Origin of the sequence: Paenibacillus sp. B-A-8, from assembly GCF_048572915.1 — a bacterium.
GTDB lineage: Bacteria > Bacillota > Bacilli > Paenibacillales > Paenibacillaceae > Paenibacillus_AQ.
The window spans coordinates 2921363-2946984 of sequence record NZ_CP183882.1; the positions used below are offsets into that span (position 1 = coordinate 2921363).

Annotated in this window: 23 protein-coding genes; 20 read left to right on the plus strand and 3 right to left on the minus strand. The window is 42.9% G+C overall.

What is annotated here, in order from left to right; translation table 11 throughout:
* The first annotated feature begins 89 nt into the window (after positions 1-89).
* From ACN6MV_RS12640 to ACN6MV_RS12650, 3 genes are all read left to right on the plus strand, one after another.
* A complete protein-coding gene (locus tag ACN6MV_RS12640) occupies positions 90-1136 on the plus strand; it encodes an FUSC family protein (RefSeq protein ID WP_042126955.1) in 1047 nt (348 codons plus the stop codon).
* A 163-nt stretch (positions 1137-1299) separates the two neighbouring features.
* Positions 1300-3651, plus strand: a complete 2352-nt coding sequence (gene helD, locus ACN6MV_RS12645; protein ID WP_042126957.1) for an RNA polymerase recycling motor HelD — start codon at positions 1300-1302, stop codon at positions 3649-3651.
* A gap of 129 nt (positions 3652-3780) precedes the next feature.
* On the plus strand, positions 3781-5094 hold the full coding sequence (locus ACN6MV_RS12650) for an MFS transporter (RefSeq protein ID WP_419886477.1): 1314 nt from the start codon (positions 3781-3783) through the stop codon (positions 5092-5094).
* Positions 5095-5151: 57 nt separating this feature from the next.
* Here ACN6MV_RS12650 and fsa read toward each other — a convergent pair whose 3' ends face one another.
* The gene (fsa, locus tag ACN6MV_RS12655) at positions 5152-5799 is read right to left on the minus strand and encodes a fructose-6-phosphate aldolase (RefSeq protein WP_042126959.1); all 648 of its coding nucleotides are present in this window, start codon (positions 5797-5799) and stop codon (positions 5152-5154) included.
* Positions 5800-6034: 235 nt separating this feature from the next.
* Between fsa and ACN6MV_RS12660 the strand changes: the two genes are divergently transcribed.
* From ACN6MV_RS12660 to ACN6MV_RS12695, 8 genes are all read left to right on the plus strand, one after another.
* The gene (locus tag ACN6MV_RS12660; protein ID WP_419886478.1) at positions 6035-6487 is read left to right on the plus strand and encodes a hypothetical protein; all 453 of its coding nucleotides are present in this window, start codon (positions 6035-6037) and stop codon (positions 6485-6487) included.
* Positions 6488-6538: 51 nt separating this feature from the next.
* Positions 6539-7060, plus strand: a complete 522-nt coding sequence (locus tag ACN6MV_RS12665; RefSeq protein ID WP_419886479.1) for a GNAT family N-acetyltransferase — start codon at positions 6539-6541, stop codon at positions 7058-7060.
* Between the two features lie 80 nt (positions 7061-7140).
* Positions 7141-7824: a ribose-5-phosphate isomerase RpiA gene (rpiA, locus tag ACN6MV_RS12670; RefSeq protein WP_419886750.1), complete on the plus strand. Its 684-nt coding sequence runs from the start codon at positions 7141-7143 to the stop codon at positions 7822-7824.
* Positions 7821-8300, plus strand: a complete 480-nt coding sequence (locus ACN6MV_RS12675; RefSeq protein WP_052414579.1) for a VanZ family protein — start codon at positions 7821-7823, stop codon at positions 8298-8300. The genes rpiA and ACN6MV_RS12675 overlap by 4 nt, the downstream gene beginning before the upstream one ends.
* Before the next feature lie 3 nt (positions 8301-8303).
* On the plus strand, positions 8304-8744 hold the full coding sequence (locus ACN6MV_RS12680; protein WP_042126964.1) for a GNAT family N-acetyltransferase: 441 nt from the start codon (positions 8304-8306) through the stop codon (positions 8742-8744).
* Between the two features lie 175 nt (positions 8745-8919).
* Positions 8920-9375 carry a MarR family winged helix-turn-helix transcriptional regulator gene (locus ACN6MV_RS12685; protein ID WP_042126966.1) on the plus strand — a complete coding sequence of 152 codons (456 nt, stop codon included), beginning with the start codon at positions 8920-8922 and terminating at the stop codon, positions 9373-9375.
* Positions 9372-12533 (plus strand): MMPL family transporter, encoded by a 3162-nt coding sequence (locus tag ACN6MV_RS12690; RefSeq protein WP_419886480.1) that lies wholly within the window; start codon positions 9372-9374, stop codon positions 12531-12533. Before ACN6MV_RS12685 ends, ACN6MV_RS12690 begins: the two co-directional genes overlap by 4 nt.
* A gap of 285 nt (positions 12534-12818) precedes the next feature.
* Positions 12819-14222, plus strand: coding sequence for a lytic polysaccharide monooxygenase (locus ACN6MV_RS12695; RefSeq protein ID WP_419886481.1), 1404 nt, complete (start codon positions 12819-12821; stop codon positions 14220-14222).
* 110 nt (positions 14223-14332) lie between these two features.
* On the opposite strand, the gene ACN6MV_RS12700 is transcribed toward ACN6MV_RS12695, so the two are convergent.
* Entirely contained in the window at positions 14333-15004 is a 672-nt protein-coding gene (locus ACN6MV_RS12700) for a tetratricopeptide repeat protein (protein ID WP_042126970.1), read from the minus strand.
* A 192-nt stretch (positions 15005-15196) separates the two neighbouring features.
* Between ACN6MV_RS12700 and ACN6MV_RS12705 the strand changes: the two genes are divergently transcribed.
* The 3 genes from ACN6MV_RS12705 (at position 15197) to ACN6MV_RS12715 (ending at position 17776) form a co-directional block, all read left to right on the plus strand.
* On the plus strand, positions 15197-16750 hold the full coding sequence (locus ACN6MV_RS12705; RefSeq protein WP_419886482.1) for a stalk domain-containing protein: 1554 nt from the start codon (positions 15197-15199) through the stop codon (positions 16748-16750).
* An 89-nt stretch (positions 16751-16839) separates the two neighbouring features.
* A complete protein-coding gene (locus ACN6MV_RS12710; protein ID WP_076117567.1) occupies positions 16840-17433 on the plus strand; it encodes a TIGR00730 family Rossman fold protein in 594 nt (197 codons plus the stop codon).
* 178 nt (positions 17434-17611) lie between these two features.
* Entirely contained in the window at positions 17612-17776 is a 165-nt protein-coding gene (locus ACN6MV_RS12715; protein ID WP_170880233.1) for a hypothetical protein, read from the plus strand.
* 71 nt (positions 17777-17847) lie between these two features.
* On the opposite strand, the gene ACN6MV_RS12720 is transcribed toward ACN6MV_RS12715, so the two are convergent.
* Entirely contained in the window at positions 17848-18060 is a 213-nt protein-coding gene (locus ACN6MV_RS12720; protein WP_042126976.1) for a hypothetical protein, read from the minus strand.
* Positions 18061-18242: 182 nt separating this feature from the next.
* Here ACN6MV_RS12720 and ACN6MV_RS12725 point away from each other — a divergent pair, with 182 nt between their 5' ends.
* The 6 genes from ACN6MV_RS12725 to ACN6MV_RS12750 all read left to right on the plus strand — a co-directional run bounded on the left by ACN6MV_RS12725 (position 18243) and on the right by ACN6MV_RS12750 (position 25621).
* Positions 18243-18836 (plus strand): manganese efflux pump, encoded by a 594-nt coding sequence (locus ACN6MV_RS12725; RefSeq protein WP_419886483.1) that lies wholly within the window; start codon positions 18243-18245, stop codon positions 18834-18836.
* A gap of 280 nt (positions 18837-19116) precedes the next feature.
* The gene (locus ACN6MV_RS12730) at positions 19117-20472 is read left to right on the plus strand and encodes an ABC transporter substrate-binding protein (RefSeq protein ID WP_419886484.1); all 1356 of its coding nucleotides are present in this window, start codon (positions 19117-19119) and stop codon (positions 20470-20472) included.
* 147 nt (positions 20473-20619) lie between these two features.
* Positions 20620-21573 (plus strand): carbohydrate ABC transporter permease, encoded by a 954-nt coding sequence (locus ACN6MV_RS12735; RefSeq protein WP_341112313.1) that lies wholly within the window; start codon positions 20620-20622, stop codon positions 21571-21573.
* Entirely contained in the window at positions 21570-22433 is an 864-nt protein-coding gene (locus ACN6MV_RS12740; protein ID WP_341112314.1) for a carbohydrate ABC transporter permease, read from the plus strand. Before ACN6MV_RS12735 ends, ACN6MV_RS12740 begins: the two co-directional genes overlap by 4 nt.
* 83 nt (positions 22434-22516) lie before the next feature.
* Positions 22517-24241: a cache domain-containing sensor histidine kinase gene (locus ACN6MV_RS12745; protein ID WP_419886485.1), complete on the plus strand. Its 1725-nt coding sequence runs from the start codon at positions 22517-22519 to the stop codon at positions 24239-24241.
* A gap of 33 nt (positions 24242-24274) precedes the next feature.
* On the plus strand, positions 24275-25621 hold the full coding sequence (locus ACN6MV_RS12750; protein ID WP_419886486.1) for an ABC transporter substrate-binding protein: 1347 nt from the start codon (positions 24275-24277) through the stop codon (positions 25619-25621).
* Position 25622: the final 1 nt, after the last annotated feature.

Sequence of the window (25622 nt, forward strand, 5' to 3'; positions counted from 1 at the left end):
TCATCAACTCTAGGCTTGGGTAATTAGAGGAATGAGGGATTAACAGATGTCCATATTGCAGAGTGGGCCAATTTTTAGGGGGGATATTTTTGGCTTTTGGAGCTCGCATATTTAAAACAGGAATGGCAGTCACGCTTGCCTTGTATCTAGCCGAACTGCTACATTTCCCATCTTCTGTGGGCGCTGCAATCGCAGCAATTTTCGCTATGCAGCCATCGATTTATCGCTCTTGGCGTTATTTTCTTGATCAGCTGACAACGACTACAATGGGCGCGATACTCGCTCTTCTGGGAGGAATGCTGTTATCCAATAGTCCAATTGCGGTTGGGTTGGTCTGCATTCTTGTCATAATGATCAGTATGAAAATTAACCGAGCGGATACAATTAGCCTGACGCTAGTCACAGTTATCACAGTGATGGAGGCTTCTGGAGAATGGCAGTTCGCACTGAATCGTTTCTTATTAACATTGACAGGGATTGTTTCTGCATTTCTAATCAATATTATAGTAGTTCCTCCGAAACCACGTAAACAGTACATCAAGCAGATTGAGAACGTCTTTGCCAGCCTATCCTTGCTGCTAAGAACGGCAGTATCTCATGAGATGAAGGAAAGTGTGTTTCGTGATGAAAAGCTTGCACTGGAGTCATCCATTAAATCTTTAGCGGATAAGTATGCTTTGTTTGAAGAGGAGCAGAAACAGCTAAAGCGGGCGAAGTACAGTCAGACTAGACAGATGGTTGTCTATAAGAACCTGTTATCATCTTTACAAAAAGGCTTCGATGTTCTTGAGGCTGTGGACCGGCATTATTTTCAAGCGGATCGAAGCGAAGAGACTGATGCATTGTTTGACAGTCATTTGGAGCAGTTAATCAAATATCATCAACTAATCTTGTTGAAATTTGAAGATAAACTTAAACCGAACACCAATGAATCAGAACCCTTGGGAGACGAGAATGATGGATTTTTGAATTCAACGATCCTAGGGTATAATGCGGAGAAAATAGGTCAACTACGTTTGTATGTTGTAGCCGCAGCTATTTACGATTACGGGTATCAATTAGAACGCCTGGATAAAGTGGCAGATCAAATGAATCGTATAGCGACTGAGGAAAAAGAAACGGATCGTGAAGCATAGAACATAACCTTTTGATGTGCAACATATAAGCTTAAGGATTATGTTCAGAGTGAAACTTATACTTCTTATTTTTATTAACAAATCCGGTCCCAGAGGGGCCGGATTCATCTATTAAGAGTATCCTCACTTGAAATATCAACCTTCCAAAAGGGGATGAAATGTAGTGGAGAATCATGAAATTGAATGGAAAGAAGAACAGCAGCGAGTAGACGGAGTGACCAAGCTTTTGTCTGCCCATATCCGGCGTTTATCTGAGGAGCTCGGACTTCATCGTAGTGATGTGGTAGATATGCGGAAAGACTTCTGGGAAGAGGTTACGGTAAACTTCAGTAGTCCAGATGATTTAGGGGAAACTTCAACAAGTCTTCGCCAACAATCCCAAATCTTGAATGAACGCGAACGCCATCATTTACAGTCAAGCAAGGCACTGAAAAAATATAAAAAGCTGCTCGTCTCTCCATACTTTGGGCGTATTGACTTTACAGAAGCACCAAATGGAGAAACTGAAAAGATATATCTAGGAATTGGATCTTTGATGGAGGATGATGGCACCTTCTTGATCTATGACTGGCGGGCACCCATATCGAGCTTATATTATGACGGAGCACCTGGTCCTGCAGCTTATGAAACGCCTGGTGGACTAGTTTCAGGCACAATGAATCTTAAGCGGCAATTTGTAATAGCTGATGGTGTTATTGAAGTGATGTTTGATACTGGTGTTACGATCGGTGACGAGCTTTTGCAGCAGGTGCTTAGCCATAGTGCCGATGATCGAATGAAGAGTATTGTAGCTACCATTCAGAAAGAGCAAAATGCGATTATCCGTAACGATAAAAGCCGGATGCTGGTTGTACAGGGTGCAGCAGGGAGCGGGAAAACCTCAGCTGCACTGCAACGGGTAGCTTATCTTTTGTATAAATACCGTGAAGTTCTGCAGGCAGATCAAATGCTTTTGTTCTCGCCAAACCCACTGTTTAATAGCTATGTATCTACCGTACTCCCAGAGCTAGGTGAAGAAAATATGCAGCAAACCACCTTCCAGATGTATTTGGAGCACCGTCTGGGACATGAATTTCAGCTTGAAGATGTCTTTAGTCAAACAGAAAGCCTATTGAATGCCCCTGACGGCCCTGAGGTGGCTATACGCAGAGAAGGCATCGCTTATAAATCATCCGTACCTTTTCTCGATGCAATTCGTCGATATGCTACGATGCTTGAGCATGAGGGCATGATGTTCAAACCCTTAATGTTTCAAGGAAGGGCAGTCGTCAGTAAGGAAGAGATGGAACGTCACTTCTATGCTTATGATCCAGCCATTAAGCTAGCGAACCGTGTAGACCTGATGACACGTTGGCTGCTGAAGAAGATCGCTGATTTTAGTCATGAGGAAAGAAATGCTTCATGGGTGGAAGATCAAATTGAGCTATTGGACTCCAGTGATTATCATCGTGCTTATCAGATGTTGCGACGTAAGAAGAAAGCTACGCAGGATAGCTTTGATGATTTTGATACGGAAAAAGAAGTGTTATCCCGGTATGTAGTCAGCCAACGCTTAAAACCACTGCGCGGGTGGACTAAACGAGGCCGTTTTGTGGATGTTAAGGGGTTGTACAGTACGCTGTTTACTGATCGTGAGCTTATGGAACGTCTAAATGGTGTTAATTCTCTACCGGAAATCTGGGATGAGATCTGTGAGCAAACGCTAAAATCTATCGCAGTGAACGAGCTGGCTTATGAAGATGCCACTCCATTCCTGTATTTAAAGGAGCTAAGCCAAGGCTTCCGTACCAACACGTTGATTCGTCATGTGATTGTGGATGAAGTACAAGACTACTCCCCTTTCCAATTAGAGTTCATGCGCCGTTTATTTCCAAGGGCTAAAATGACCGTATTGGGTGATCTGAATCAGGCGATTTATGCACAAGGTGAAGTGCTAGGCGATTTGTCTAGTTTAGTTAGCATCTATGGTGAAGAAAATACAGAAGTGATCTCATTAACCCGTAGCTACCGCTCCACTTATGAGATTGTGGAATTTACCCGGGCAATGATTCCTGGCGGAGAACGTATTGTGCCGTTTAATCGGCGCGGAGAAGAACCTCAATTAAATGTAGTATCTAGCGAGGATGAGCTTCTAAATGCAGTTGAAAAGGATATCCGGAATTTGCAATCAAAGGGGTATCATTATGTGGCTGTCATCTGTAAAACAGCAGAGGAAAGCGCACGGGTTCACGATGAACTACATAGTAAGCTACCGGTAAGGCTCGTTACGAAGGAAACACCGAATTTCCAGAAGGGAACACTGGTGCTACCTGCTTACTTAGCCAAAGGTGTGGAGTTTGATGCTGTTATCATCTACGATGGTTCAGCTGAACGATATGGCAGAGAAAGTGAGCGTAAATTGTTCTATACAGCTTGCACTAGGGCTATGCACTTGCTTCATATTTTTAGTCTGGGGGAACCGAACCGATTCCTTCCAAACGTAAATGCGAAGACCATGATTGCAAATTCGCTGTAAAGCCTAATCTTTTAAACGTAAGATCGTCCTTTCGCTTTGGCGGGGGACGGTCTTTTTGTATGGATGAATAAAGAGGGATGAACAAACCACAATATAGAGAGTCGCAAACAATGCAAAGGTGGTCAGTTCATGAAGGAAAGAAAATGGGATCTGTTTGCACTAGCATCCATTCCACTTATTATGACCCTCGGTAACTCCATGTTGTTGCCTATTTTGCCGCAGATTTCTAAAGAACTCGGCATTAGCTCTTTTCAGGTGAGTATGCTGATTACTGTCTATGGATTGATGGCTATTGTGATGATCCCTATTGCAGGGTACCTGTCTGATACGTATGGACGAAAAAAGGTGATTCTTCCGAGCCTGATCATTGCTGCTATTGGTGGTATCATCTGTGTGGTGGCGGCTTGGCTTATGAAGGGCATTAGTGCTTATTGGGTCATTCTGGCCGGTCGTTTGTTACAAGGCATAGGCGCGGCCGGTGCTTTTCCGATTGTGCTGCCCTTTGTTGGTGATTTGTTCAAGAAAGAAGAGGATGTAAGCAAAAGTCTGGGAATCATTGAGACCTCTAATACGTTTGGTAAAGTACTCAGCCCGATTCTTGGCGCTTATCTCGGTTTATGGCTCTGGTTCGCACCTTTTATCGCAATTCCTGTTCTATGTCTAATCTCATTTGGCTTAGTTTTGTTTCTGGTTCGAAAGCCGGAAGCAAAGGAACAGCCTGAGAAACAGAGTATACGAGAATTTTTAAATGGAATTGTGAGTATTTTGCGTAAAAAGGGACGATGGCTGTATGCTATTTTTGCCATAGGTGGTATCTGTATGTTTGTGACCTTTGGCGTTCAATTCTATTTATCAGAGATACTGGAATCTAAGTATAAAATGCATGGGGCGATGAAGGGGTATGTACTGGCGGTCCCGTTAGCCTTGTTATGTTTGTCCTCGTATGGAACAGGAAAGATTATTGGTCAGAACAAAACGCTAATGAAATGGCTTGGCTTTGGGGGGATGGTATTACTAACTGCAGCAATGATCTTTGCAGGGTTCAATAAAGGCATTTATTTCTTAGTTGGATTTATGGGTTTAGGCTGTGTTGGAATTGGGATTGTTCTGCCTTGCATGGATGCATTGATAACAGAAGGGATTGAAAAGGAGAATAGTGGAACTATAACCTCTCTCTATAGCAGTATGCGGTTCATCGGGGTATCTTTGGGGCCGCCGGTGGTATCGCTGCTGATGAGCAGTGGACATTGGGTATTGTTTGCTTTGATGGCTACAGTTGGCGCTATCGGTGGTTTGCTGACCTTATTTGCAGTTACGCCAAGCAAAGGAAGCAAGGGGGAATCCGGTGTGAAAGAAACAGAGAAGATCAATCCCCGCCTTTTGTCAAAGCGTGTTCGTCAGACTTCGGCGATGTCCATTGATGGAAAAAAGAGCTATCCTTAAGCTACGTTGCCATAGCTTCTGGGATAGCCCTCTTGATAAAAGAATAAAAGACTCTTCTTATGCCTGTGGTACGGATTCCCAATCCTTCAGGAAGCGTTCAATACCGTTATCTGTCAGCGGATGCTTCCAGAGGGTTGGCAGGAGCGAACCTGGGATGGTAGCAATGTGAGCACCAGCAAGCGCTGCTTGCTCTACATGTGCAATGTTACGAATGGATGCTGCAATAATTTCGGAAGTCATGCCGTAGTTGGTCAGGATAGTCTTTAGATCCTTGATCAGCTTCATTCCGTCAACACCGATATCATCCAGACGTCCTACAAAAGGAGAGATATAAGTTGCGCCTGCTTTTGCAGCCATCAAGCCTTGAGCCGCTGAGAAGACAAGCGTTACGTTAGTTTTGATACCTTTTTTAGTAAGCTCATAACAAGCTTCCAAGCCATCTTCAGTCATAGGGAGTTTAATGACAACGTTTGGAGCCCATTCAGCAATTTCGTATGCTTCTTTCAGCATTTCTTCTGCTGTCAAACCGATTACTTCTGCGCTAACAGGACCTGGAACGATGGCTACGATTTCTTTGATAACATCTTTAAACAATCTTCCTTCTTTAGCGATGAGCGACGGGTTAGTCGTTACGCCATCCACTAATCCGAGGCGAGTAATACGTTTGATCTCTTCAATATTTCCGGTGTCCAAGAAAAACTTCATTTTAAGTTTCCTCCCTTGATTTCCATATGGATTGACAAACAATATTCATATTTTCATTATGAGACATGTCAAACGAAGTTTCAACTGTTATTTTGAATATTTCAAAATAACTTTATAGATTGAGGGCCTTTTACACTTGTTAAATCGAAGATAATATAAGATTGGTCTATGCATCTATCCATGATAATATATAATCGGTATTGTTATTATGGCGTATTGGGTGGGACGTGATGAAATGTACTCAGTATTAGTTATTTTGCTTGTGCTCGTGTTGTCAGTTGCCGGATTCTTGGCCTATCAAAACAGCAAATTGGTATCTAATCAGAAGAAATTAGGAACTTTATCACGTAATCCTGCACTAATGTATTCTATTTTTGACCAATCTTGCACTGCTAGTGTGGAAGATCCAGATGTAATTCCTTTAATTCAATACACAGTTTTTGTGGAGTCCAGTGGACAGGTAGTTGTGAATAAGCCTTTGGCTATCATTAATCTATGTAGAGTTAGCGCGGGTAAAGGGGATTTAGTTCTGGCTGATGTCGAACGTAGTGTGCTAGAGTGCATTAAATCGGCAGCTCCCTCGGATTCATTCATTACGCATAAAGCTTACTTACATAGGGCTGCTAACCACGCTGAAAAAGAGATGATCCTAAATTTAGAGGATGTAGTGAAATTTCAATATACATAAGGCAGAATGAAGATTATTGATTTTTTCGGCTGCAAGAAGGATAATACGAAATTGGATACAAGAAATGAGGGAAATAGAGTGCCGCCCGTTACAGAAGTGAATTTTGAAGTGGTTGACCCAGAGAATGCTGATTTAAGAAAGCTTATTACGTTTCTGGATGAGGAACTGAAGATGCGTTATCCGCACGAGACGATCTATGTCGTCGATTTCGAGGATCCCAAAGTAAAAGAAATGACTTTCGTAGTAGCCTACTTGAACGGTAAACCAGTGGGTTGCGGCGGGCTTCGTCTATTGGATTATATCGGCACTGAGAAGTCTGCGATGGAGTTGAAGCGTTTTTATGTAGATTCTAGTTATCGCAAAATGGGCATAGCTACTAATATGCTGTTATTCCTTGAGGCACAGGCAATCGCTGCCGGCTTTAGGGAGATCCGATTGGAGACTGGAATCAAACAGCCTGAAGCGATTGCGCTTTACGTCAAACACGGCTACCAACCGATTGATTTGTTTGGGCCCTATATCGGTGATCCGGATAGTCTCTGTTACGGCAAAATATTGGATGTCGGTGCTTAACCGGAATCCTACTGAATTATGGGAATTTCAAGTTTACTATAAATCTTTATAACGGATAACATGGGGGTATTTATATGAGCATCAATGTTAAACAATTAGCAGCAGAAAAAGCAGTAGAATACGTAGAAGATGGAATGAAGGTAGGTCTGGGTACAGGATCAACTGCTTACTGGGCGATCCGTAAGCTTGGAGAACGCGTCAGTGAAGGTCTAAAGATTACCGCAGTTGCGACTTCACGCGCTTCCGAGGAACAAGCACGAGAGCTAGGGATTCCGCTGGTAGCTTTTGGTGATATTGATAGTCTGGACCTGACCATTGACGGAGCGGACGAGCTGGACAACAGTTTGCAACTAATTAAAGGCGGCGGCGGCGCTTTGCTTCGTGAAAAGATTGTAGCTAGTAATAGTACTCGGATGATCGTGATTGCCGATGAAGGTAAAGTTGTAAGCACGCTAGGCAAATTTCCACTGCCAGTGGAAATCGTTCCTTTCGCCTGGGAGTGGACTGTAGCGGAGCTTGCTAAACTGGGTTGCCAACCCGAATTGCGCCGTAACGGAGAAGAGTTGTACAAGACGGATAATGGCAACTACATAGCGGACTGCCGATTTGTTGAAGAGATAGAATCTGCGCCAAAGCTTGCATTGACCATCCAAAGTATCCCGGGTGTTGTAGATCACGGCCTATTTATTGGAATTGCAGCGATGGCTATTGTTGGTAAACATGACGGAAGCATCGAAATAATAGAAGCTCAATCTAAGAATTGATTAACCGCAGACTTAGAGAAACTAGCCGTTCATGGCCGCTAAAAGGATTGACACGGGTAGTACTAACTCTGTATAGTGCTACTGTTATCTATTGGATGTTTCTCGGATTTGGACGTGAAGTTCACACTGGAGGTCCTCTTCAGTACAATCTGGTTCCATTACGTACGGTGTCACTTTATTTCAACTTGGATAACGGGTTATCACTGATCAACCGGCTAGTGAATCTGCTAGGGAATGTTGTGGTTTTTATTCCATTTGGTTTTCTTTGGCCATTAGTAAAGACACGTTCGATTTCTTGGCTTAGGATCTCGTTATATGCTGTCCCTTGCATACTGCTTTTGGAGTGCTTACAAATGCTGCTACATGTGGGAAGCTTCGATATTGATGATTTACTATTAAACATGCTAGGTGTGTGGATAGGCTACGGATTGTTTCGAGTGATTAGCTTTAAAAGTAACAAAGAAGGAGAAATGTGAAGAATGTTGATTGATCTTAAACCCCTCATTGGTACACCTGAGGTGAATGAGCTGTTGACCTATGCGGTCATTGATGATCCGAGTGCCCTACAGCAGACCTCGTCTGAGTATAGCGAACAAGCCGGGTTTAAACTATACGGGTGGGAAGAGGAAGAATTACTGCTTGGTCTCGTGGGCTTTGAAGAAACAGAAGATGGCTCTTTGGATATTCGGCATATTGCTGTATTGCCAGAGAACAGAGGAAAAGGTTATGCACGGGGGATGATTCTGGAGCTGCTTACTACGCGGCAGCCGCGTTATCTTGTAGCAGAAACTGAGGATGAGATCGCTGCAGATTTCTACCGTAGTCTTGGTTTCATGGTGTACAGCCTCGGTGAAAATGCAGCAGGTATTGAGACGCTGAGATGTGTCTATGAAGTGGATGAGATCGAGGATGAGGAATAAAAAATATGTAGAAGACATAAAATGGCAGGTTGAGATGAATTCTCGGCCTGTTTTTTTGTTGTGCAGATCATAAATTATTCAGCAGAATTGTAAGTTGACTTTTGAAAAAAATGGGATTATAGTTTGACAATGAAACTGTTCTACAGTCGAACTATATTTTTGGAGGTAGGAAGCTTTGGAGGATGAGGTTCAGCATTGGATTAACCGTTATATGGATGCATACATGATGGTGACAAGACAAGTAGCGGCAAGAATTAAGGATAGTATTGCTGCGGATACAACGAATGATCAGTATCAAATTCTGCGTCTGATTAATGCTCAGGAACAATGTACGTCTACATATCTAGCAGAAACCTTTTGCGTGGGTAAAAGCTCCATTACAGCGATAATCAACAGACTGGTGCAAGCGGGCATTATCGAGCGAACCCGAGACGAGAATGATCGTCGTCAGGTGTATTTATCGATGTCTGAGCATGGCAAAAGAGTATTTGAAGCAGCAGAGTCGCAAGTACATGAAGTGGTGGCCCCGTATTTGTTTCATTTTGAAAAGAAGGATATTGAGATGTTCATCATGATGTTTGAGAAACTGGCGAATTTAATTCAGAATGACAATGGAGGGAAGAGCCAATGAAGACGATTCTAAAAGCAAGATGGGCGGTCATCGCAATCTGGCTCGCTGTAGCGGTTGTGCTAATGATGACGGCCCCATCGTTCTCAGATCTTGTCCGTGAGAAGGGGCAGGTTACGGTTCCAGAGGGATACCCTTCATCAAGAGCAGCAGAAATCATGAAGGAAGCGGCAAGTGACAAGGGTGGCGAATCACTCCATCAGGTAGCTCTAGTATTCAATAACCCGAAGGGGATCGGAGCAGAAGAAACAGCAAGTATTCAACAAGGCGTTGAGAAGCTGGCTGCGAATAAGGAAGCTCTACAGTTAGATTCCATCACCGATCCTTTTTCACAAAGCGAGCTTAAGGATACGCTGATTGCCAAAGATGGCAAGACCATTATGGTGGCGTTGTCCGTAAAAGGTGAAGGAGAGGCTGTTACTGCGCTGCCAGAAAAAGTGGATGAATTGCTTACAGATGTTAAAGCAGATCATTATTTGACCAGTGAAGGTCTCATTACAGAAGATATGATCGCAAGCTCAGAAGCAGGGCTAAAGAAGTCGGAGTATATTACAGTTGTATTTATTCTACTTATTCTATTCGTCGTTTTTCGTTCATTTGTAGCACCTTTTGTACCGCTGCTGACAGTAGGTCTCAGCTATATTGTATCCCAGTCTGTCGTGGCTTTTTTGGTGGATCGTTATGATTTTCCATTATCTACGTTTACTCAAATCTTTATGGTCGCCGTCATGTTCGGGATCGGTACGGATTATTGTATTCTGCTGATCAGCCGTTTTAAGGAAGAAATGATGACCGCAGAAGATACCAAAAGTGCTATTATTGCAACTTATCGTAAAGCTGGAGGAACGGTTTTCTATTCAGGCTTAGCGGTGTTCGTAGGTTTTGTAGCGATTGGATTATCGAAATTCATTCTTTATCGTTCAGCAGTAGCTGTTGCAGTTGGAATTGCCGTTATGCTATTGGCACTTGTGACGATTGTTCCATTCTTCATGGCGGTGCTTGGCAAAAAACTATTCTGGCCTTCCCGTGGCAAGCTGGAGCATAGTGAGAGCCGGATTTGGGGATGGGCAGGTTCTTTTTCTTTAAAAAGACCGTGGGCCGCTCTTCTAATTGTTGCAGTAATCGTAGCCCCCTTCTTACTCACCTATAGCGGTAAGCTGTCCTTTAACAGCTTGGAGGAAATCGGCTCGGAATATGCTTCGGTAAAAGGGTTCAATATTATTTCGGAGAGCTTCGGACCAGGGGAATCAATGCCTGGCAAGATCGTAATCAAGAATGATGATCGCATGGACAATTCAGAATACCTGGGTCTTGCGGAGAAAATCAGCCGTGAGCTGGAAAAAGTGGATAGCGTAAAATCTGTTCGCAGCATGTCACGTCCAACAGGTGAGCTAATTAGTGATTTCTTGATTCCTAATCAAGTTGGTACACTTTCTGATGGATTGGATCAGAGTAACGAAGGACTGACCAAGATCCAAACCGGATTGTCTGAAGCAAGTAAACAGCTTAGCGATAATGCTCCTAAACTGACAGAGGCTGTTGAGGGAAGTGCTAAACTGACAGAAGGCACAGCAGACCTCAAAGACGGAATCGTTGCTTTAGGCACCGGGCTAGCCCGGATTGAGAGCGGGATAAAGAGTGGCTCAGCGGGTGCCGGAGAAATCAAATCCGGTCTTCAGCAGGCAGCAACAAGTGCTAAACAGTTAGCAGATGCTAATACGAAGTTACTTGAGGGCTATAAAAAAATCGGCGGCGGCTTAACCCAGCTGGATGAAGGACTAGGGCAGCTTCCGAAGCAGCTACAAGGCGTTGCAGAGGCATTAAAAGGACTGGACGGTTCCTTCGCTGGCTTAGAGAGCAGTTATCCGGAAATTGTTCAGGATGTAAATTATTTGACGATCAAAGGCACAGTAGCACAAAGTGGTACGGGTGTAGCGCAGCTAGCAGCCGGTCTTGGTCAGGTTTCAGAACAGCTTAAAGGTGCAGCTACTGGCTTAAATGAAGCGAATACCGGTTATGCCAAAGCTGCGGCTGGGCAAACCGCGCTCGCGCAAGGTTTAGCTAAGCTTGTAGCTGGAATCGGTCAACTGCAATCTGGACTCGATCAGGCGGCAGCAGGTCAAGGGCAGATCGTAGATAAGATTCCATCTATCACAAGTGGTCTTGATCAATTGCAAGGCGGACAGAAGCAGTTAGCGGACGGCTTTGGTGAATTGACAGGGCAAATTGGAGCCTTAACCACTGGACTAAGCGATAGTGCTGATGGATTGAAGCAAATTACAAGCGGTCTGGGCTCGGCACAAGAATACTTGAATCAGATTCAAGCGGCTAAGGATGAAGAGCTGAGCGGATTCTTTGTACCAGCTGAAGCACTTAAAGCTGAAGGTATAAAGCAGGTATTTGATACGTACTTGTCTGATGACCGTAAGGTGATGACATTGGACGTGGTATTCACCGAGAATCCTTACAGCTCAGAGGCTATAGATAGTGTGGGTGATATTCAAGCAGCAGTAGATCGTGCAGTAAAAGGTACGAAGCTTGAAAATGCTGAAACAGCTATTAGCGGGGTTACAAGCAGTCAGAGCGATTTGCGGAACATTTCCAATGAAGACTACACGCGTACAGTAATCCTGATGTTGAGCGGTATTTTCATCATATTAGTGTTACTGCTTCGTTCAATCGTAATGCCGATATACCTTATTATTTCACTTTTGATCACTTACTTTTCAGCATTGGGTGTTACGGAGGCTATTTTCGTTAATCTACTGCACTATGAGGGGATTACCTGGACGACGCCATTTTTTAGTTTTGTTATGCTGATTGCACTAGGTGTGGATTATAGTATTTTCTTAATGGCCCGGTTTAACGAAAATAAAACTTGGGATGTAAAAGAAGCGATTCTACACGCCATGCGCAATATGGGTACAGTTATCCTATCTGCTGTAGTTATTTTGGGAGGGACCTTCGCTTCGATGTATCCTTCAGGGGTACTGTCGATGATGCAGATTGCAACAGTGGTGCTCGTGGGATTGGCCCTGTATGCTCTAATATTCTTGCCATTCTTTGTCCCTGTTATGGTACGGATCTTTGGCCGAGGAAATTGGTGGCCATTCTCAGTTAAAGAGAGCGGAGAAGCTAACAAACAGGATTTAAATATGTAAATGGGGACTATATCCCATTTAAGAAAATCAGAAGTCATAACAAGTTGTTTTTTGCAGCCAGTCACCGATCAATGAATCGGTGACTGGCTTTTTATTTGAGTAGAATGAATCGCTTCGATGGGGCATTATTAGCGGGGAGAACTACTAATCCGTTCAATTGTCATGGGTCTTTTATCCATTGTTATCTGGTTCTTTAGGTTATTGTTATTATGTTTTCGGAAAATTATAATAACTCTGGATTCGTTTTCAAAGTCTTCAAATTACAACTAGAAAGCGAGATGATGAATGATGAAAGTAAACATGAAGATCAACAGTATCGCAAAGAAGGTTGCTCCATTTGTTATTACAGCTGGGGTTATTGCCGGAGTTGGAATTATCGATACCGATAAAGCATTTGGACACGGTTATGTATCCGAACCTGCAAGTCGTGCGAAGCTTGGTGCAGCGAATAATGTGGGTTCTGTTCAATATGAGCCACAGAGTCTAGAGGCACCAAAGGGCTTCCCATTGGCGGGTCCTGCGGACGGGAAGATAGCATCAGCGGGTGGCATGTTCGGAGGAATTCTGGATCAACAAACAAGTGATCGCTGGATTAAACATGATATGGTCGGCGGATTAAATGACATCACTTGGTATATTACAGCACAACATAGAACAACAAAATGGCATTACTATATTACGAAAAAAGGTTGGAATCCTAATGCACCGATTAAACGTTCTGACTTAGAGCTTATTGGAACTTTTGAGAATGGCGGTAAACAGCCTGAGCGTTCTGTGACACATAAAGTAAATGTCCCAACTGACCGTAGTGGATATCATGTTATTTTGGCTGTGTGGGATATTGATGATACAGCAAATGCCTTCTACCAAGTGATTGATGTGAATCTAAAAAACGGTGATTTAGGACCTGGGGTACAACCAGACACAGAGAAGCCGTCGACAGTAACAGGGTTACACACGATGAGTGTAGAATCGAGCACTGTAGACCTTATGTGGGATGCTGCAACAGATAACGTAGGCGTAGATCATTACTTGATTTACCGCGGTGAGAACATTGGTAATGCGAAACAAGTTGGTATTTCCTCAACAACGAGCTATAAAGACATAACTGTAGGATCCGGCAAAATCTATACATATTACATCGTAGCTGTGGATCGTGCAGGAAACACGTCAGGTTCAAGTAATAGTATTGTTGTTAGCACACCAAACCCGGAAGAGGTTATCCCCCCAGTGGAAACACCAGATACTGTGAAGCCTTCGATGGTTGAGGGGCTGCATAGCATGTCAGTGAAACACAATAGTGTTAATCTAATGTGGAACGCCGCCCAAGATAATGTAGGGGTTGATCATTATGTTGTATATCGGGATGGTGTTAAACTGACCCAAACCAAGGAAACTTCCTTTACGGATTTAACGGTACAAGCTTCCACTACGTACAATTATTATGTGAGAGCTGTGGACGTTGCTGGTAATATTTCAGACAAGAGCTCTTTGTATACAGTCAAAACCCTTGTGAAACCTGTATTACCAGATGTAGCAGCTTGGAATGCATCCGGGTTGTATATTGTTGGAACAAAAGTTGAATACAAGGGTAACCTTTATGAAGCTCGAGTGACATTTAGAAGTTATGGTGATAACAACTGGAATCCGGAGTCGGCATTATCACTCTGGAAATTAGTAACGAAATAACGAATAACATCAATACACCGTCTAATTTCAAATAGTTTATAAAAAAACGGAAATCATTTCTGGTCATTAGAAATGGTTTCCGTATTTTTAGGTTAAGAAGCCTTTAAAGTTTATTTCATCTTGGCGAAAAAGCTGCGTAACGCCCAACCGCGTTCTTGCCGTTTTTTATACTTCGGCAGTGAACGATAAACAGCGGTGGATTCTTCGAACGCTCGTTTCGCATCTTCTGATCTGCCAAGTGCTTTATACATAGAGCCGGCTAGATAATACGCCTCAGAGGAAGAAGACTGGATTTCTTGATACTGAGTAACGTAATGTAATGCTTTATCATGGTCCGTATGGCGAAAAGTTTCAGCTAACCAAAGATAGGGCTGTCCATATCGGGCCTTACTGTTGATCTCCAGACCTCGAAGCATCTGTGCCTCGCCTTCCTCCAAAGCGCCCAGCTTTAGATTCACATGTCCAAGCTCTACCCAATATTCAGCAGATTGTTCATAACGGTCCTCGATTTGGAGTAGGAGATCCTTTGATTCCCTGTATTTTTTACGTTCAGCCAAACTCCGTGCTAAATCAAATTTGGATGAGACATCATTAGGATTCAAAGAAATGGTTGTACGCAGCTTGGAAATTTGACGCATTCTTTTGAAGGGCTTTGTAATACTGGGGAAGATGCCCACATATCGTCGATCCAAGAAATATAAGATAAGAAGCAGGATGAATATAGCCAGAAAAGGGTTGCCCACTAATCTGAAGAGCAGTAAAACACCAATAAATTTAAGCATAACTTCCCTCCATAATCATTTGGTTCCGGTATTGCGATTGAAAAGAGTAGATCTAAAGCAGCGTAATTATAACATAAATCAAACCAATCTGAATCCCGGGATTTAAAAATAATACAACTTTGAACAGCTTTATAACGTCTTAGTGTAAGATGAATAATAATTACAATAATATCATAAGAAGGGAAAAATAAGATGAACTTATTTACTAGGAAGATACGGCTGTTTAGTTTGGTTGTTTGTTCTGCTTTAATGGCTACAGTCTCAGTTCCACAAGCGAATGCAGCTCCATCATCTGCTAAGCTGAGCGGAATTAAGGAGATTGTTGCCGCGCCTGGTTTTTGGGGTGGCAGCTCCTTTGCATTGGGAAAGGACGGAACCGTTTGGGCCTGGGGAAGTAATATGTTTGGACAGTTTGCGAATGGAACTGCAGGACCAGAGGGATGGACGATTACTCCACACAGTATAGCAGCGCTTGAACATACGAAGCAGCTAGAGATCGGTGGGGCTTATTTTGTAGCGTTGAAGGAAGATGGAACGGTTACGGCTTGGGGAGATTATCAGGACAAGAGTGCAGCGGAAGCTGGAAATGGGGCAAGCTCCAAACAACACAAAGTTTTGCTGCCTCAGGTGATCTCGGGGATGACAGATGTAGTTAGTGTAACCTCAGGACTATACAATACTTTAGCTTTGAAAAAGGATGGTAGCGTACTCCAGTGGAGTCCTCCAGTAGCTTCTGATGTAGGGTACACAGAGCTGCCTGCTGCCACGAAGGTGCAGGGCTTAAGTGAGGTAAAGTGGATCGGGAACAGTATTTATCAAGCTGCGATTCGAACTAACGGTACCCTGTGGACTTGGAGCGCTAACCCGCAAATAGAGAATACACAAGCGGTGAAGAAACCGACCGCAGTTAAGGATTTATACCATGTGAAGTCCGTTTCAATGAGTGATCGCAGCATACTGGCTTTAACCGAGAGTGGAAGCGTCTGGGGAACGATTGACAGCAATAATTATAATGAAATCACGATGAAAAAGATGCCAGGTCTTTCGAATATTGTATCCGTTCAGACGAAAAATGGATTCAATCTTGTTGCTAATAAAAAAGGAGAATACTGGGTATGGGAAGCTGGTACCTTGATGCACGGCCTACAAAAGATCACAGCCATAAAGCAGATCTCTAAACTTACGCTGGATTTAGGCGGCTTTGCAGCGGTTAAGAAAGATGGCACCGTGTGGACATGGAGTACTAATTATGTAACCGACAGCAAATGGGTCTTCACTCAGCCAAAGCAAATTAAAGGCTTGAACAATCCGGTTTCTTTTGTTAGCGGTGAGAATAGTAAGTATGCAGTCTTGAAGGATGGAACTGCCGTGGCTTGGGGGACGAATATGTTCGGACAACTTGGAATTAGCGCTGTTGATTCACGTCCTTTTACTGTATCTCTTATTTTGAAACCTGTTACGGTAATTGTTGATGGGAAGAAAATCGACTCCGTACAGTCTGCTATTTTTATAGATGGAAGTGTAAAAGTACCGATTAGGGAAGTGGCGGAAAGTCTTGGCTACACACTCTCATGGGAGGGAGAAATGACGCTCTCGAAAGATGGAAAGAAAATCACTTTTAAAGAGGGAGCCATTAAAGTAAGTTACACTTCACTTGTTCCAGCGGCAGCTTTGGCTAAGGCACTAGGTGTTACTGCTGAGTGGAATAGTACACTGTACCAATTAACGTTACATACAAAAAGATGACTTTCATTTAACACTTTATTTAATTTATTGATGTACAATAAGTGAATTAATCTGTATTGAACCATAATAACCAGTCTGGAGTGATAGGTATGGCTTTTACAGTATGTGTGTTCGCCGGATCGAATCCAGGTCTTAACTCAGAATATACGGAAATGGCTAGAGAATTGGGTTATCATATAGCTGCACAAGGATGTAGGCTGGTTTACGGAGGTTCAAGAAATGGCCTTATGGGACAGGTGGCGGACGGAGTGTTGGCAAATGGTGGTGAAGTCGTCGGTATCATGCCCGTGGATCTTTTTAAAGATGAAATCAGGCATTCTGGGCTGACGAATTTGATTGAGGTTTCTAGTATGCATGAACGTAAGGCGATAATGAGCGGTATGGCCGATGCATTTATTGCCCTGCCGGGTGGTCTTGGAACCTTTGATGAGTTATTTGAGATCCTATGCTGGATGCAGATTGGGATTCATCAGAAGCCTATTGGACTGCTGAATATTAGAGGTTATTTTAATCCGCTGCTAGCCATGATCTCTCATAGTGTAAGTGAAGGGTTTGCTCCAAAAAATGCGTTGAAAATGTTAGATATGAACTCTGATCCCGAATATTTGCTTGAACTGATGAGAGGTCAAGTTGATCATAGTAATAAAGGGAATGGGAACGCTAGATTTCCTTCCCAGCGTTGAGAAAATGAGTAGGAATTTAACAACCTCCAGCTGTTTTATACAGCTTGGAGGTTGTTTTCATATGAACATGTGATAAACTTGTTTCGGTCTATATGTTGCTGGGTAATTAACTTTTAATAAGTAGTAGTGGTTACTCCGAGTAACTCAGGAAATGATTACCTAAGGAGGTTGGAATTCAATGAATGTGATGGTACATAATCTTATGGCTTACAATCATCAGTTTTTTAGACCTCAGCCCGTGGTCAATCCTAAGCAAGAGAGATCTAATAAGAAGAAGCAGAGTTTTCAGGAAGTCTTGGATGAAAAAATGAAAGTGTACGGCAAATACAGAATTATTAAGTAAAAGCTACTACATATGTCTGTTGAAAAAAGCCGGAATGCAGTGATCTTAGGGTCACTGCATTCCGGCTTTTTTTAGGGTCTAACCTCAAAAAATTGGCAGCTCTTACGGGAGTAGTAAGTCAGATCACTAACTCTGGACTGAATAACGACATCGAAATCAGTGAAGCGGACAACGGTTGCTCCTGAATTCACCAAATGATCGTCCTGAAAGACTCGGACAGGTAATTTTCGGTCAACGGCTTCTTGGAAATCACTGTCTGTAAACAGCGGGCGGTTAATCGGCATAGATATTAAACTCCTTTTGATCATGTAATGAAGTTAGAAATAAAAATAGTATACCTGTGGAAGCAAGAGAAATCCAATATAAGTGATGATAATGAACAATTTATGAGTAACACATTTGGACAAAATTCTATGCGCCCACTTCAGACATAACATAGTTATGACTGTACTAAGGGGGTTTAAATATGCACTGGCTTTCGATCATTATTATTGGTCTGGCTTCAAATTTGGATAACTTAGGAATAGGCGTTTCCTTTGGCGCACGGTCCACAAGAATTACACCGCTTTCTAATCTGATCATTGCTGTTCTTTCAATGCTGGCTACCTTCCTTTCAATTACTTCAGGAGAATATGTATCAGAATATTTCTCGGAGGCACTTGGCAATGCCGTCGGTGGCTGCTTGATTCTATTTATGGGAATCTGGAGCATTAGAGCTGTGTATAAGAAGCCAACTTCAAGTGTAAGCATGGATATAGAGAGTAATGTCCTCAGCACATCTTCTACAGATACTGGCTATCGTCACGTTTTAAGATGGCAAGAATCGGTGTGGTTGGGTGTGGCGCTGGCTATCAATTGTATTGCTACAGGCTTTGGAGCAGGGATCAGCGGCGTGAACGCAACATTCACAGCGATCTCAGTAGGTGCCTTTTCATTTATTACTGTTGCTGCCGGAATGAAAATCGGGAATCGAATGTCCAAAACTTGGCTAGGCAAACATTCTGATCTTATCGGTGGATTGTTATTAGTAGGCATAGGTCTGTATGAAATATTTATTTAAGGAGGACCTGAGGTCAAAGATACGAAGTAAATGTTAAGACCACATTCTATTGGATGTGGTTTGTTAGCTGTAGCGGACACATTCGTAGTCTCTTAACAATGTCCTACCCTGGTGGGGAAAACAAATTTTATGGTAATGAACTTTGAGTCCTCTTATGAGGGCTTTTTTATTGAATCAGAAGTATTTCCACCATAAATCGGAAGTTTGCCTCCTCAAAAAAAGAATATAAACCCTGTAGACTAAATCTTGTAAGAGAAACCTTTGAAAGGGGTACAGGGGAATGAATAAAGTAAAACACTTGGCGCTTTCGTTAGTCGCTATCATGCTCGTAGGTTCACTGGCAGCATGCGGAGGCAACAACGCCGAGAACAACGCATCAAGTCAAAATACAGGTAACAACGCAGCAAGCACAAGTGAACCAACAAAAGATGAGGGTACTGAGCCTGCTGAGAAAATCGAACTCTCTTTCTGGACACTCGGAAACGTGAACTACGAGGATTTAGCGAAGGAGTACACGAAGGAACATCCTAACGTTACGATCAAGGTTCAAAATACGGGTGACCAAACGGCTCATCATAATAATTTGACCACTGCATTGTCTGCTGGATCGGGAGCACCTGATATTTTCCAACTTGAAATCGGTTTCATGGAGCGTTTTATCAATGCACAGGATAAATTCTATAACCTGAATGATCTTGGTGCTAAAGATATTCAAGCGAACTATTTGGATTGGAAATGGAAACAAGCCTCTTCCGTAGATGGCAGCTTCCAGTTGGGTTTACCTACAGATATCGGTCCGACCGTTGTTTATTACAGAACAGATTTGGCGGAAGCAGCAGGATTACCAAGTGACCCGGAAGGATTCGGCGGAGCCATTGATACATGGGACAAGTTCGCTGCTGTAGCCAAAGCATTTAAAGAAAAGACAGGTAAGCCTTTTGTAGATCTTACAGATCTTACCTTTAACGCATTGCGTGACCAATCCGCGGATGAAATCTACTTCAGCAAAGCGGATGGCAGCTTTATCGGAGACACCAACCCGCAAGTTCGCAAAGCTTATGATTTTACGGTTAAAGGTATCCAAGAAGGTTGGATCAGCAATCTAATGCTTTGGTCTCCAGAATGGGGCCAAGGAATGAACGATGGATCTTTTGCAGTCGTCATGGGACCGGCTTGGATGGCGGGAAATGTTAAGAGTAATGCTCCAGATACTACTGGAAAATGGAAAATCGCACAGCTTCCTGAAGGTGCCGGCAACTGGGGTGGTTCGTTCCTGACACTGCCTAAAGAAGGCAAACACTCGAAAGAAGCTTATGATTTCATCGCTTGGATGGATAACAAAGATAATCAACTGGAATCGTTCAAGACAAAAGGGCTGATGCCTTCCATTCCTGCCCTGTACGAAGATCCTGCATTCGTAGATTTCAAGGATGAATTCTTCGGTGGTCAACAAACCGCAGTTGAATTTGGTAAAGCAGCTAATCGTGTAAAACCTGTGTACTACGGTCCACTTCATGACCAAACCGATACCTTTTTCAAAAATGCACTGAAAAACGTGTTGGAGAAAAAGGCTGATCCGTCCAAAGAGTGGGATGAAGCTGTTAAACAAGCGAAGAAACTAGCTGAACGCAGCTAAGACTTCCAACAGAAAGAGTGCAATGTCTGAAAGGTCCGGATTCATGGAGAACAGCATTCTCTGTGAATTCGGACTAAACGTTTACCGTCCTTATAAGGACGCCGAAGACGTTTTTGCTTGATACGTTCGATTACCTGGAGGTGTGACATGGCACAACCTGTTATCTCGAGTCCGCATGCCGAGAGCAAACGCCCGTTTTTAACTGAACAAAGAAGGAGCCGCATCACTGCGTATACTTTCATTTCTCCTTTTTTTATTCTGTTCTCGATATTTGGACTATATCCGATCTTCTTTACGATCTACCTCTCATTCTTTAAATGGGATGCCTTGAACCCTATGAAATTCGTAGGGATGAAAAACTATGAACTGGTCACAAGTGATCCTACCTTTTGGATTTCTTTTAGCAACACCTTAATAATGGGACTGCTCGGAACGGTTCCACAGATCCTATTGGCGCTTTTGATTGCCGTTTTGTTGAATTCAGGAATGACTCGGTTTAAGAAAACATTCCGGGTACTCTTTTTCATGCCGAATATTACGTCTATCGTTGCAGTTACCCTGGTGTTTAGTACGTTGTTTGGGAACAACGGAATGATCAACTGGATACTTAACGGACTAGGGCTTGATAGTATGGCCTTCAACTCTGGCTGGTGGGGAGTCAAAATCGCGATCTCAACCATGGTGATGTGGCGCTGGACAGGGTACAATGCCATTATTTTTCTATCAGGACTTCAAAGTATTCCTACAGATCTATATGAAGCGGCTCGAATTGATGGGGCGAACAGAAGACAACAATTCACCTTCATTACAATGCCACTCCTGAAACCTTTTATCGTATTCGTCACTTTACTGTCGACCATAGGTGCGTTGCAGTTGTTTACTGAGCCTTATGTATTCCTGGGGCAATCAGGTACGGGATCTACTCGTCAGGAAGGTATTACTATGGTTACTTATTTGTACAGCGAGGCATTCCGTAATGGATTCTTCGGTACGGCGGCGGCTACAGCAGTTCTGCTATTTGTGGTCACGATTATATTCTCTGTCCTTAATATGCTGGTCTCAAGCCGCATGGGTGGAGATACAGGAGGGGGTAAAGCGTGAGTACAGTGCGTCTATTTAAAAAAGATCCGGATGATCTTGGGATTTTCGGAAAAGTTGGATTTTATCTCCTACTGATTCTTGGTGCGCTCGTGTCCATCTTTCCTTTTTACTGGATGTTTGTGGTTGGCACAAATGATAGGGGTGCAGTCTTCCATGTTCCACCTTTGCTTACGGTTGGGAACCAGTTTTTTGACAATTTCCAGCGGGTACTAGATAAAACAGATTTCTTTCAAGCGTTAGGTAATTCATTATTCGTCTCGTCCATGGTAACCATCTCGGTCGTATTTTTCTGTACACTGGCTGGTTATGCTTTTGCTAAATATGAATTCCCGTTTAAAAATATTCTGTTCTACTTTGTAATTGCCACTTTATTTGTACCCCAGCAGCTTGGTGTGTTACCTACTTACGTAATTATGGCCAAGCTCCACTGGATCGACTCTTTCAAGGCGCTGATTGTTCCGGCTATGGTTAATGCCTTCGGGATTTTTTGGATGCGGCAGTACATTTCTACAGCTGTACATACGGAACTGATCGAAGCTGGACGGATCGATGGCGGGGGACATTTCCGGATCTTCTGGAACATTGCCATTCCAGTCATTACACCAGCTATGGCTACACTAGGCATACTGAATTTTATGACCGTATGGAATGATTTCTTTTGGCCATTGGTTGTGTTAAAGAATCAAGAGCATTTTACGATACAAATCGCGCTCCAGCAGTTATTCTCCAATCGCGACGGTCTGGATTATGGAATGATTATGTCAGCTACGTTTACGGCAACCTTGCCGCTGCTGATCGTATTCCTGTTATTTAGTCGCTGGGTGATTGCGGGTCTTACTTCAGGAGCTATCAAGAGCTGATCTTACTTTTTGTCTTTACAAGGGAATAGGCGGTTTCGTGAAGAATACTAGAGGACAGAGACAGCTGGGGGAAGGGGAATACCATGAAGCTCCGCCGTAAAATCTTGTTCGCTATTATTCTTCTCGTCTTTATTCCGGTGATACTAATGGGGATCGTAACATACGTTAATTTCTCTAACGCTATGGAGAAAAAATCAAGTAACTTCTACTGGGTTTCATTGCTCGAAACAGATCGAAAGCTCAAATTCGCACTTAGTGAAATCTCCTCGATCACAAATGCTGCGATCACACAACCGGTTATTCAACAATCGCTTAAGCAGACTAACTTTGTGCTCACCTATGACCGCAAGCAGGAACTCAACAATTTACTCATTAATCATCCGATGATTACTTCATTTAGTTTATATAGTAAAGATCGGCTGCTTTATCAATACAATGCGCCGATGTCTTTTGAGGAGATGAAGAAGCAGAGTTGGTTTAATGCGATGGAAAGCGCTGAGGGGCGCCCTGTATGGTCTGGCCCCGGTGAGAATGGTTCGGCATTATCCGGTCACCCGGTACTAGTACAAGCCAGAGTGATTAAAGATTATTATTCTCTTGAAGATATAGGCTATTTAGTCGTTAATGTTAAACCTGATTTGCTGGATCAGATTTTTTGGGAAGCAGCAACTCTGAAGAAGGGTGATATTTTACTAGTGAACAAGCTAGGGAATATCGTTTTTAACAAATCCGGTGAACATATTGGGCAGCGCACCGAGTTCCCTTTTTTAGAAAATGATTATGCCAAGGAACAAAACTATTACATCGACAACTATCAGGGGGAAAAATCACTCATCACTTTCCTTCCTTCACATAATAAAGACTGGTATTTGGCAGCGATTACACCGATGAATCTAATCTCTTCGGAATCTATATCGATTCGTAACATTGCGATAATTTTGGGTACGGTTTCATTGTTATCCGCTATTTTGTTTGACCGATATTTTGTAAGAAGACTCGTTTATAGCATTAACAGCGCGGTCAACGGGATGAAGCGGGTGAAGCAGGGGATTTTTACACCTATCACTACACGATACCGTGCGGACGATGAAAGTGATTTGTTAATTGATGGTTTTAACCGGATGAGTACACAGATCAACGAGTTGATTGTGCAGGTGCAGACGGAGCAGGGACGCAAAAAGGAAGCGGAAATGAAGGCATTAATGGCGCAAATTAATCCTCATTTTATTTATAATTCACTAGAATCGATTAATTCGATGGCCGTGCTGCAAGGTAATAAAGACATTAGTAAAATGGTCATTTCACTCGGCAAGCTGCTGCGAATCAGTATTAGTCAGAATCAAGAGCTGATACCGCTGCAAATGGAGTTCGAGCATGTTCGCCATTATCTGGATATTCAAAAGTTCCGTTTTGAAGATAAATTCTCATACATTATAAATCTTTCGGAAGGTCTTAGAACGTTTATGACTCAAAAGCTGATCGTTCAGCCCATTGTAGAGAATGCATTGTATCATGCGATTGAGCCGATGGAGGACCCTGGAATCATTGAAATCACAGCCTATGAAATGGGTACGGATATGATCATTATCGTAAAAGATAACGGTCCGGGATTCGACTTAGCGAAAATGATGAATCTATGGGACAACGAGGGAAGCGGACATAAAAAATATAGTGATAGCGGTGTAGGGCTTAAGAATGTACATGAACGCCTGAATATCCGATTTGGCAGCCCATACGGTATACTTGTGTGTTCTTCCCCTGGATTTGGTTCGACGATTCGAATCCGAATTCCAAAAATACTGCCATAATCGATCATCAGATGGAAATAGGGGGAGATTGACATGAAATGGGTGTTGAAGTGGGGCTGGATGTGGATTTATCTAGTGCTGATAACTGGCGCTGTTTTATTTATTACTTTAGGAGATCACGAACCGATTGAAGATAATTCACCAGAAAAAATAACGCTCACTTTCCGTCATTTCTGGATCAAAGAGCATGATCGGCCACTGCTGGCTATCTTTGAAGAGATTGTGGATAAATACCAAATTGCACATCCGAATGTGAAGGTTAATTTTGAAGGACTTGACCAGACGATACACCGTGAGCAAAAGCTGAAAAGCGAGATGGTTACAGGCACGCCACCAGATATGTTTGTGTTATTTGGCGGAGCAGAAATAGAACCATATGTGCGCTCTAATCGCCTGGTTGATCTGACTGATTTTGTCCGAGAGAACGGTCTAACCAATCAATTTAAGGATCTGCATCTTTGGACCTTTAATAACCATATTTATGGATTGCCCATCGAAGGGAATGCTGAACCGCTATACTTCAATAAAACTATATTCAACAAACTTGGTCTCGAGGCGCCTACAACGCTTCAAGAACTCGATAATGTCATACTGAAGCTCAAAGACGGAGGATACATTCCGTTTGCACTCGGGAACGAGGATCGTTGGCCTGCCGGGATTTTTGCACATTATCTAATGGATCGTTATGCTGGCTCCGAATTGATCCAGAAGCTGATCACAGGTGAAGATCAAGCCAGCTTTCAGAATGAGTCTTATTTAAAAGCTTTTGAGCATTTGGATCAATGGATAAAAGAGGGTGCTTTTAGTCCCCAGTCTAATGATCTATCGACAGAAAATGCAGTCGGTTTGTTTACAAGCGGCAAGGCTGCAATGTATTTAAACGGGAACTGGGATATCAATTTATTTTCTGGTAGTGCGGCTCCAGCTGATTTTCAGAACGAGGTAGGTGTTATTCCATTTCCTGCCTTGAAGCAAGGTGAGGAGCCTTCAATTGCGGGAGGCTACACCATAGGCATTGGTCTTTCCTCCGAATTAAATGGAGCTAAACGGGAAGCCGCTTTGGATCTTTTGAAGGCTTTTTACACACAGGAAATTCAGACTCGAATTGTATATGAGGGACTAAGAATTCCGTCTATTCGTATTGCTTTTGATCCGGAGAAGACCGGTCCGGTATTCGCGCAAGTGATGGATATGATGGAAGAGAACCGCAAAAGCTTTGTGCCTTACGATAACGTGTTATCACCTGAGGTTAAGAAAACGTTCCTAAGTGTCATCGAAAAAATGATTAACGAAGAAATGTCTGCGGATCAAGCCTTAAAGCAAGTGCAGGGATCATCGATGCAATACTGGAATCTGATCCAAAGCTCAAATGTTCAATAAG

Bases quoted from the DNA above. Each gene is read 5' to 3' on its own strand.
- ACN6MV_RS12725 (WP_419886483.1), top strand. From the start codon at position 18,243: ATGCACTGGCTTTCGATCATTATTATTGGTCTGGCTTCAAATTTGGAT.
- ACN6MV_RS12695 (WP_419886481.1), top strand. From the start codon at position 12,819: ATGATGAAAGTAAACATGAAGATCAACAGTATCGCAAAGAAGGTTGCT.
- ACN6MV_RS12705 (WP_419886482.1), top strand. From the start codon at position 15,197: ATGAACTTATTTACTAGGAAGATACGGCTGTTTAGTTTGGTTGTTTGT.
- ACN6MV_RS12745 (WP_419886485.1), top strand. From the start codon at position 22,517: ATGAAGCTCCGCCGTAAAATCTTGTTCGCTATTATTCTTCTCGTCTTT.
- ACN6MV_RS12710 (WP_076117567.1), top strand. From the start codon at position 16,840: ATGGCTTTTACAGTATGTGTGTTCGCCGGATCGAATCCAGGTCTTAAC.
- ACN6MV_RS12720 (WP_042126976.1), bottom strand. From the start codon at position 18,060: ATGCCGATTAACCGCCCGCTGTTTACAGACAGTGATTTCCAAGAAGCC.
- ACN6MV_RS12690 (WP_419886480.1), top strand. From the start codon at position 9,372: ATGAAGACGATTCTAAAAGCAAGATGGGCGGTCATCGCAATCTGGCTC.
- fsa (WP_042126959.1), bottom strand. From the start codon at position 5,799: ATGAAGTTTTTCTTGGACACCGGAAATATTGAAGAGATCAAACGTATT.
- ACN6MV_RS12650 (WP_419886477.1), top strand. From the start codon at position 3,781: ATGAAGGAAAGAAAATGGGATCTGTTTGCACTAGCATCCATTCCACTT.
- ACN6MV_RS12735 (WP_341112313.1), top strand. From the start codon at position 20,620: ATGGCACAACCTGTTATCTCGAGTCCGCATGCCGAGAGCAAACGCCCG.
- ACN6MV_RS12715 (WP_170880233.1), top strand. From the start codon at position 17,612: ATGAATGTGATGGTACATAATCTTATGGCTTACAATCATCAGTTTTTT.
- ACN6MV_RS12660 (WP_419886478.1), top strand. From the start codon at position 6,035: ATGTACTCAGTATTAGTTATTTTGCTTGTGCTCGTGTTGTCAGTTGCC.
- ACN6MV_RS12730 (WP_419886484.1), top strand. From the start codon at position 19,117: ATGAATAAAGTAAAACACTTGGCGCTTTCGTTAGTCGCTATCATGCTC.
- ACN6MV_RS12680 (WP_042126964.1), top strand. From the start codon at position 8,304: ATGTTGATTGATCTTAAACCCCTCATTGGTACACCTGAGGTGAATGAG.
- ACN6MV_RS12700 (WP_042126970.1), bottom strand. From the start codon at position 15,004: ATGCTTAAATTTATTGGTGTTTTACTGCTCTTCAGATTAGTGGGCAAC.
- ACN6MV_RS12750 (WP_419886486.1), top strand. From the start codon at position 24,275: ATGAAATGGGTGTTGAAGTGGGGCTGGATGTGGATTTATCTAGTGCTG.